7 protein-coding genes are annotated in these 6,000 nt (G+C 57.6%); 5 read left to right on the top strand and 2 right to left on the bottom strand.

All coding sequences use genetic code 11. From position 1 onward, the window contains the following. The first annotated feature begins 139 nt into the window (after positions 1-139). The 5 genes from ALO64_RS04315 to ALO64_RS23795 are packed head-to-tail and all read left to right on the top strand — an operon-like array spanning position 140 to position 3,711. Positions 140-1,336, top strand: coding sequence for an aminotransferase class I/II-fold pyridoxal phosphate-dependent enzyme (locus ALO64_RS04315; RefSeq protein WP_044345063.1), 1,197 nt, complete (start codon positions 140-142; stop codon positions 1,334-1,336). Then, positions 1,329-1,847 carry a DUF6190 family protein gene (locus ALO64_RS04310; protein ID WP_044345062.1) on the top strand — a complete coding sequence of 173 codons (519 nt, stop codon included), beginning with the start codon at positions 1,329-1,331 and terminating at the stop codon, positions 1,845-1,847. Before ALO64_RS04315 ends, ALO64_RS04310 begins: the two co-directional genes overlap by 8 nt. Further along, positions 1,837-2,634: a dihydrodipicolinate synthase family protein gene (locus tag ALO64_RS04305; protein WP_002552660.1), complete on the top strand. Its 798-nt coding sequence runs from the start codon at positions 1,837-1,839 to the stop codon at positions 2,632-2,634. The genes ALO64_RS04310 and ALO64_RS04305 overlap by 11 nt, the downstream gene beginning before the upstream one ends. Next, the gene (locus tag ALO64_RS04300) at positions 2,634-3,491 is read left to right on the top strand and encodes an iron-containing redox enzyme family protein (protein ID WP_005732913.1); all 858 of its coding nucleotides are present in this window, start codon (positions 2,634-2,636) and stop codon (positions 3,489-3,491) included. Before ALO64_RS04305 ends, ALO64_RS04300 begins: the two co-directional genes overlap by 1 nt. Beyond that, positions 3,475-3,711 (top strand): Rieske (2Fe-2S) protein, encoded by a 237-nt coding sequence (locus ALO64_RS23795; protein WP_002552658.1) that lies wholly within the window; start codon positions 3,475-3,477, stop codon positions 3,709-3,711. Before ALO64_RS04300 ends, ALO64_RS23795 begins: the two co-directional genes overlap by 17 nt. Before the next feature lie 41 nt (positions 3,712-3,752). On the opposite strand, the gene ALO64_RS04295 is transcribed toward ALO64_RS23795, so the two are convergent. Then, positions 3,753-4,934: a patatin-like phospholipase family protein gene (locus ALO64_RS04295; RefSeq protein ID WP_044345061.1), complete on the bottom strand. Its 1,182-nt coding sequence runs from the start codon at positions 4,932-4,934 to the stop codon at positions 3,753-3,755. Between the two features lie 33 nt (positions 4,935-4,967). Beyond that, complete coding sequence (locus tag ALO64_RS04290) at positions 4,968-5,900, bottom strand: lipid A biosynthesis lauroyl acyltransferase (protein WP_010210940.1); 933 nt, start codon at positions 5,898-5,900, stop codon at positions 4,968-4,970. Between the last annotated feature and the right edge of the window lie 100 nt (positions 5,901-6,000).

Here is a 6,000-nt window from a genome sequence, read left to right as displayed (position 1 = left end):
CTCTCCAAAAAAATGGGCTTTTTCAGAGGATGCTTAGGTACAGTGTTATTTCAGCCAAAAATAAGGAAATCTGCTTCGGCGTTCTGGATATCCAGGACGGCTGCGCCCCAAACAATAATGACTCCATAGGGATAATGGTATAAACAGTCTATATGCCGGTATCGACACCTTGAACGCGGTTCCTGTTCTGGACGATATTACCCAACACGAAATCTCTGCCCTCAAAACCCGTTTCAACCTGGCCGATGCGCACACTCATCAGGATCAGAGCGACACTCAGCGCATGATCGTCGCCAGCCTGCCCGATCTGTGGTATCAGGCGCAGAACCAGACCCAATACCAGAGTGAGCAGGCTTTCATTCATGCCTTTTTCACCTTCCATGGCCAGCACCATGCGCTGAAACGCCACGACGAAATCTATCTCGTCTACGCAGCGTCCATCGCCATGCACATTACCGCGACCTACCTGCGCAAACAGAACATGAGTGTCGGGCTGATCGAGCCTTGCTTCGACAACCTGCACGATCTCTTGAAACACATGGAAGTGCCTATGTCGGCACTCGATGAAAGCCTGTTCACCTCATCGACCGAGGTGTACGCAAACTTGCAGAAAGCGGCCATCGGGCTGGATGCGATCTTTCTGGTCGCCCCCAATAACCCGACCGGTTCCAGCCTGTTTGCCGACGGACCGGATACGTTCGTCGAAGTGGCCAGATACTGCCGCGATTACAACAAACTGCTGATACTCGATTTCTGTTTCGCCTCGTTCTTCAAGGCGGCCGGTCGGGAACGCGTGGACGCCTACGCGATTCTCGACGATATCGGCACGCAATACCTGGTCATGGAAGACACTGGCAAGACCTGGCCGCTACAAGACACCAAATGCGCCACCCTCATGGCCAGCCAGGACATCAACGCCGATATCTATAGCATCGTCACCAGCGTCCTTTTGAACGTCTCGCCATTCATCCTCAATGTGGTTACCCGCTACATCGAGGACAGCAACGACGATGACTTCAACTCAGTGCGTTCGGTGCTGGACGTCAACCGCCGCATGGCCCGCGCGGGTCTTGAAGGCCGGGTTTTGCAGTATGTGGAGCCGATGATCGACACCAGCGTGGCGTGGTTCGAGATTCTGCCCACTGGCATTAACGCCGATGAGTTGCAGGCTTATCTGTTGCAATGGGACGTGTACGTACTGCCGGGCAAATATTTCTACTGGAGCCAGCCCGAAAAAGGCCAGCGTTACATACGTCTGGCGCTGGCACGCAAACCGGAAGAATTTGCGGCCGCCGTTCAGGTCATCGCAAAGGCCCTGGAGAACTTCCATGTCTGACTTCGACCTGCCAATGATCGACGCAACAGTGTTCATGGGCATGCACCACGCCGATCCCGGCGTGCGTGAAAAATCCCTGGGTTTCTTTTCCCGGTTCTATGAAAGCAGCGTGCAGATGAATTTCGCCCAGATAGGCATTTGCGACGCCATTATCTGGAAGAAAAGCCGCGCCTTGCAGGACGTGTACTACCCGTTCATGGATGTACTGCACACTGACATAGCCATCCAGCGCCAGGGTTGTAGCGAACACATACTCCAGCGCGCCGCGACGGACACACTGCTCAAAGGCCTGCCCGTCGAAAAGAAACTGCTGGCGGCGCAGGTACTGGAGCAGGAAATCCCGTTTTATACCCATGATCCAGAGCTGCTGCGCCTGCAAGTCCTGCAGCCTTTCCTGCAGCCGTTCGAAAGCCCCGTCAGACAGCCTGCGTTCCCGGAGATGTTGCAACGTCTCTATGACCAGTCGAGTGCCATGGTGATCCGCAACGAGGACTTTGAACATGTCTGGTAAAACCATTCTGGTGCCGCTGGTAACGCCTCTGAACGAACAGGCGCAGGTCTGCGAAACCAGTCTTGAACGTCTTTTGAGCAGCCTCGCAGCCCACGTCGACGGCTACATTCCATGCCTGACCTCCGGAGAAGGCTGGCGGCTGTCGCGCCAGCAGTGGCTAAAGATGCTGGAGCTGACCTTACGCCATGCAGGCGACAAGCTGGTCATCGCCGGGATTGAGCGCAGTTCGACGCAGGAGGTACTGGACTTTGCCCTGATGGCTCAGGATGCCGGCGCGCAAGCGGTGATGTTCACCTCGCCGTTTACACCCGGTATCAGTCAGCAGGTGATCATCGACCATTACCAGACCATTCATGACGCGACCCGTCTGGATATCTTCATGTACAACGAGGCCGCCCTGTCAGGCAACGAGAAGACCTTCACCACCCTCGAGGCCATCGCGCAGTTACCCAGGGTGATTGGCCTCAAGGACTCGCCATCCATGTCTCGCTCGCAGGATCAGGTGGATGCCATTCGGCAACAGGGCGTCGACTACTTTATCGGTTGGGAAATGCAGCTGGCTGGCGAACTGGAGTCAGACGGCAATGTGGTGTCCCTCGCCAACCTGGAACCGCGGCTCTGTCGGCAAGCGGCTGCCCGCCAACAGCCAGCGCTCAGTCAGGAAATCGCGACGCTCAATGAACGGTATCTGCTGAGTGCGTCCGACTGGTACGCCCAGGTCAAGCGCGAGCTTAAAGCCCGTGGCGTGATCGATAGCGACCGGGTTATGACCGAGGAGGCTGCTTAATGGAAAACATGCAAAAGCAACTGTTTCTGGCCAATCGTGCACTTATCGAAAAACTCGTACCTATCCCACAGGAGCTTCTGACATTCGAGCAGCGCTGGATCGACGACGCCATCGAACGCAGCATGACCGCGGATGTTCCTGGTGATCTTGCTGGTCTGCGCAGGATGCTGGCCGAACTGGTCGAGCTGGAGAGCAGCGAAGTGCCGCCCAGCGCGCACTATGTCGGCAGCGACATGACGCTCGACGAGTTCCGGATTCTGGTTCAGGAGTTTGCGCTGGATGGTCTGACCGAAGCGCAGGTTTTCTATCATCTGATGCCCAGGCTCAGCCTGCCCGCGCAAATGCCCATGCTGCGCATGATGATCGACGAGTTTGGCTCGGGAAACCTCAAGCGCTCGCATACCACGCTGTATCAGGACCTGCTGCGCGAACTGGACATGCCGCTGGACCTGCAATTCTATGTGGAGGCCAACTCCAGTGCCGGTTTCACCTTTCCCAACATGTTCTGCTGGCTGGCCATGCGCGCGGATGATCCATCATGGTTTGCCGGGGTCATTACCTACTTCGAGACCGTGGTGCCGTTCTTTTTCGAGTGTTACACCCAGCTCTGCGAGCGATTGCAGATCCAGGCTCATACCTACTACTCCGAACACGTTCATATCGACGTTTTCCATGCCATCGAGGGGCAGCGCCTGCTCAAGGCCATGGACGTCAGCGGTGATCTGGACCCGGTGAAAGCCTGGCGAGGCATCTGCATGGGGCGCGAGATCACCAATCTGGCATTCGACCTGGCCGTAGAGAAAGCTCGTCGAGTCAAGCACTTCAACAAGGAGGCCAACCTTGAACGAGCCTGCTGAGTTTCGTCGTCCCGACACGTTCACCGTGCATATCGGCCAGGAGCAATACCTGGTACCGAGTAGTTGCCCGCATCGTGAGGGGTGGCTGGAGCATGGAGTGGTCAACGAGAAACGCCGATCCATTACCTGTCCCCTGCACTTCTCGGTGTTCAGCCTCGAAACCGGAGAGCAATTGAGCGGCCCGCCTTGTGGCAACCTGCAGGTTCGCCGACTGAGGTAGAAGCGCGTCCCACGGCAGGATTCGCTCCTGCCGTGGAGGCGTCATGTGAGGCGCAGGAACCTTTTCAATTCCGCATCTTGGGCAATCGCATCGTGTCGGCCCAATTCGATCAGTTCGCTGCAATAACCCGATTCGAACAACAGATAGCTCAGGACACTGGCGCCACTGCTTTTGGTCGCGCCCGGCCCGCGCAGGAACGTGCGCAATGCAGGCGGAAGTTCACGGCGGTGCCGGGCAGCGATTTCGTCCAGCGGGCGGCTTGGGGAAATCACCAGCACTTCCACCGGCTCCATACCCGGCTGCCTGATCTGATCGCAAGGCAGCAACGCGCTGGCCATGTTCAAGCGCTCCAGCAACTCGATATCGCTTTCCAGATTATCGATGAAGGTGCTGTTGAGCATGTGCCCGCTGATCTGCGCCAGACTTGGCTGTATGCCGATTGGCGCACGCGGTGCCGGCCTTTCGGTTTTCAGCCCGCGCGGATTGCCACTCACGCCTACGACCAGAACACGATTGGCACCCAGGTGCAGTGCCGGACTGATCGGTGCCGACTGACGCACGGCGCCGTCACCAAAGTATTCCTGATCCAGCATTACGGGGGCGAACAGCAAGGGAATGGCTGAACTGGCAAGCAGGTGATCCACGGTCAGTTGAGTCGGGCGACCGATACGTCGATGACGCAGCCAGGGCTCGATGGTGCCGCGGCCCTGATAGAACGTGACTGCCTGCCCTGATTCATAGCCAAAGGCTGTTACCGCCACGGCGCGCAGGTGATGGGCATCGATGGCGGCCTCGATCCCGGACAGGTCCAGCCGCTCATTGAGCAGTTCACGCAGAGGCGAGCTGTTGAGTAAGGCAACCGGGATATTTCGCCCGAAGCCCATCAGGCTGCGGCCAAAAAAACGGCTGGCCTGATGAATCACACCAGACCAGTCGCTGCGCAGCACCTGATGGCTGCGGAACGACTGCCAGAACTCGGTCAACTGGTGAATGGCAATGCGAAAGTGCAGCGCGCCGCTGGCCAGTTTCACCGCGTTGATTGCCCCGGCTGACGTACCGACAATGACCGGAAAGGGATTGGGAGAACCGGGCGGCAGCAAGTCGGCAATGCCTGCAAGTACGCCAACCTGATACGCAGCACGCGCACCGCCACCTGACAAAATAAGCCCGGTCACGGGCTCGACTTCGGTTACAGCCTGGGTCACTACTGCGGTATCTGGCATCTACAACTGGCCTCGATGGTCAACGACGCTTTTTTATTTACGTTTGTTATATAGCTTCGGTTCGCCAGCCGGTCGACTCTTGAAGCGCCGATGCGCCCAAAGATACTGTTCCGGGCATTCAGTGATAGCACTTTCTACCCATTGATTGATACGCAAGCAATCGGCTTCGTCGCTTTCACCCGGAAAATCCTGCAGCGGTGGGTGAATCACCAGCCTGTAACCGCTGCCGTCAGCCAGACGCTGCTGAGTGAACGGCACCACTTGAGCACGGCCCAGACGCGCAAATTTGCTGGTAGCGGTCACGGTCGCGGCCTGAATGCCGAACAGCGGCACAAAGATGCTCTGTTTAGCGCCATAGTCCTGATCCGGTGCATACCAGATGGCCCGGCCGGCACGCAGCAACTTGAGCATGCCGCGCACGTCATCGCGCTCGACAGCCAGCGAATCAAGGTTGTGCCGCTCGCGTCCGCGACGCTGGACGAAATCGAACAGTGGGCTCTTGTGTTCGCGGTACATGCCGTCGATGGTGTGTTGCTGGCCCAGCAGTGCCGCACCGATCTCCAGCGTGGTGAAGTGCAGCGCCATCAGAATCACGCCCTCGCCTTTCTCCTGAGCATTCTGCAGGTGCTCGAGCCCTTCGATATGGGCAAGTCTGGCCAGACGTTTTTTCGACCACCACCAGCTCATGGCCATCTCGAAGAAGGCGATCCCGGTGGAGGCGAAGTTTTCCTTGAGCAGACGCTTGCGCTCGGCGGCGGACAAATGAGGAAAACACAGCTCAAGATTGCGTGACGCGATATTTTTTCGATCAGTGGCCACTCGGTACATGACCGCACCCAATGCCCGACCGATGGCCAGCAGGGCGCGAAACGGCAACTGGACAACCAGCCATAAAAGCCCCAGCCCCAGCCACAACGGCCAGAAACGGGGGTGAAGGAAACTGGCTTTAAAGCGCGGGCGATCCATTTGGGCTTCCGTCAGAACAAAGGCCGCGCATTCTACAACGGTTCTACCTGCTTGCGGCTCGCGGGCGTTCTCGCTATAAGTCTCGGCACTTTTAGCGACA

Origin of the sequence: Pseudomonas meliae, assembly GCF_001400515.1 — a bacterium.
Taxonomy (GTDB): Bacteria; Pseudomonadota; Gammaproteobacteria; order Pseudomonadales; family Pseudomonadaceae; genus Aquipseudomonas; species Aquipseudomonas amygdali.
Note: the sequence above shows the minus strand (reverse complement) of the source record. Positions and strands in the feature narration are given on the sequence as shown.